Annotated in this window: 2 protein-coding genes; both read left to right on the top strand. The window is 66.8% G+C overall.

Features of this window, described 5'->3' with window-relative positions; all coding sequences use genetic code 11:
- Window positions 1-333 precede the first annotated feature (333 nt).
- Window positions 334-999 carry a response regulator transcription factor gene (locus LQV45_RS25675; RefSeq protein WP_230009466.1) on the top strand — a complete coding sequence of 222 codons (666 nt, stop codon included), beginning with the start codon at window positions 334-336 and terminating at the stop codon, window positions 997-999.
- A 44-nt stretch (window positions 1,000-1,043) separates the two neighbouring features.
- Window positions 1,044-2,498: ATP-binding protein (locus LQV45_RS25670; RefSeq protein ID WP_230009464.1), on the top strand; the 1,455-nt coding region annotated here is incomplete at its 3' end.

Below are 2,498 nucleotides of genomic sequence, written 5' to 3'. Positions count from 1 at the left end.
GCCGTCCTCTGGAGGAGCACCAGATGTCCATTCCTTCTGAATCAAGAACGTTCAGTCGCCCCGACGCAGGGGCCTCTTGTCCAGCGCGCGGTCCAGCACGTCCCGCCGCGCCGCCCTGACGGGTCCGCACCAGCTCAACCGCCGGCCCCACACAACGGGGCACGGGTCCGGCCCGCACTCCGGGCTGATCGAGGCTGCTGGGGCCCCGGAATTCCTCCCAGTCACATGTAGGAGACGCCGCAGTATTGGAGCAGGCCTAGGATCCCGCGAAGAGGACCGTGCAGATGCGCGGCTAGGGGAGCCTTCCGGAGCCGGGCTGTCCAGGGAGTCACCTTGACCCGCATCCTCATTGCAGAAGACGAAGAACGCATCTCCCGCTTCATCGAAAAGGGCCTGCGCGCGGCTGGCTACGTGCCCACGGTGGTCGCCGACGGCGTCACGGCCGTGGACTACGCCTCCAGAGGCGAATTTGATCTCCTGCTCCTCGACATCGGACTCCCCCGCCTGGACGGGTACGCCGTCCTCGCGGCGTTGCGCCGCGGCCAGGTGGGCATCCCGGTCATCTTCCTCACGGCCCGCGGATCATCCAGCGACACCGTCGCAGCGCTGGAGGGCGGCGCCGACGACTACATCGTCAAGCCTTTCCACTTCGAGGAACTCGTGGCCCGCATCAAGGCCCGGATCCGCAAGTCGGACACCGGCGATGTGCTGGCGGGAAGCGTCATGCGCTACGGGCACTTGGAGCTGAACCTGCTCACCCACTCGGTCAGCGTCGACGGCAGGATGGTGGAACTCTCTGCCCGCGAATTCGCGTTGGTGGAAATGTTCCTGCTCCACCCCGGGCAGGTCCTGAGCCGGCAGCAACTGCTCAGCCATGTCTGGGGCTACGACTTCGACGGCACGTCCGACGTGGTGGATGTGTACGTGCGCCAGTTGCGGATGAAACTCGGCGCGGACCGGATCCTCACCACCCGCGGCGCCGGGTACCGCCTCAGCTAGGCATAGCAAGCTGATCCGCGCAGGAAGGGAACAGAGTGGCCACCTTGGATGAACATCCCAGTGAAGACGGCCAGGCCGCGCCGGCGGTTGCCTTCCCTGAGGCGGAAACCCAGGACCCGTCCGGCTGGGGCGCAAAGATCCACTCGGTGCGTTTCCGGGTGGTGGCCGCCATGCTGGGCATGATGCTCGCCGGGGTGGTCACAGCCGGGATGGTCACGTTCGTGGTCCAGTTCCAGGACTCTGATGCCAGGACCGACCAGGCGGTTCTCGACAAGGCGAATGCCGTGGTCAAGGTCGTCCAGACAAAGAAGAAAACGTCCGGTGACTACGCCAACAGGACGTACGTCAGCGCCCTTCACGAGGCCGCGGAGGATATCGAGCCGCGCAGCAACGAGGTCATGGCAGGGATAGTGGATGGGCATGTGGCATGGACCGTTGAAGGCAACGGGGACAGCAACCTCCTGAACAACAGCATGTTGGCCGATGCTGCCCAGCTCAGCAACCCGGCCGGCGCGTCCTTCGGCGAGCTGAACTCGGACGGCCGTCCACTCAGGACAGTGGTGGTGCCCATGAAGGGCGCCCCCGGGACATTCTTCCTGGTCGGCCGGGACGCCGGCGACCAGCGCGAGCACAACGCCAGCTCTGTCCGGACGTATTCGCTGGTGGCCCTCGGCATGCTCCTGGCCGCCGCGGTGATCGGCAGCGTGGTTGCCGGCCGGCTGCTCGATCCGCTCCGCCGTATGCGCGAGACGTCCCGGGCGGTGGGCCCGGAGGACCTCACGCAAAGGGTGACGGTGCGCAAGGGCGAGGACGACGTCACCCTGCTTGCCAAGACCTTCAACACCATGCTGGAAAGACTCGATGAGGGCGCCCAGCAACAGCAGCAGTTCCTGGACGACGCCGGCCATGAACTGCGGACCCCGCTGACCATTCTCCGCGGGCACCTCGAGCTAGTGACGGTCGATGATCCGGACGATGTCATTGCCACCAGGGACGTGCTGCTGGACGAGGTGGACCGGATGCAGCGCCTGGTGGACGACCTCCTGCTGCTCGCCAACTCGGGCGAGATCGGCTTCATCCAGCGTGAACCCGTCCGGGTCCCGGAGCTCCTGGATCAGGTCATGGAGAAGGTGCACGTCCTGGCCGACCGGCACTGGCAGATCGATGAAAGAGCCGACTACGTGGTGGAGGCGGATCCGCAGCGCCTCACCCAGGCACTGGTCCAGCTCGCCGCGAACGCCGTCAAGTACACCGGGCCGTCCTCCACCATCGCGCTCGGTTCCCGGATTGAGCGCCCGACGGCGAACGACGGCACCTCGCTGCCCCCGCAGGACACCCTCGTGCTGTGGGTGCGCGATGACGGGATCGGCATCGCCGCCGAGGACCAGCAACGGATCTTCGAACGGTTCGGCCGGGCGCACACGGGCCGCGGCGTGGAGGGCTCGGGACTGGGCCTTGCCATTGTCGCGGCCATCGCCCAGGCACACGGGGGCGTGGCC

This window comes from Microbacterium sp. Bi128 (genome assembly GCF_918698205.1).
This window is presented reverse-complemented; position numbering and strand designations above follow the sequence as displayed.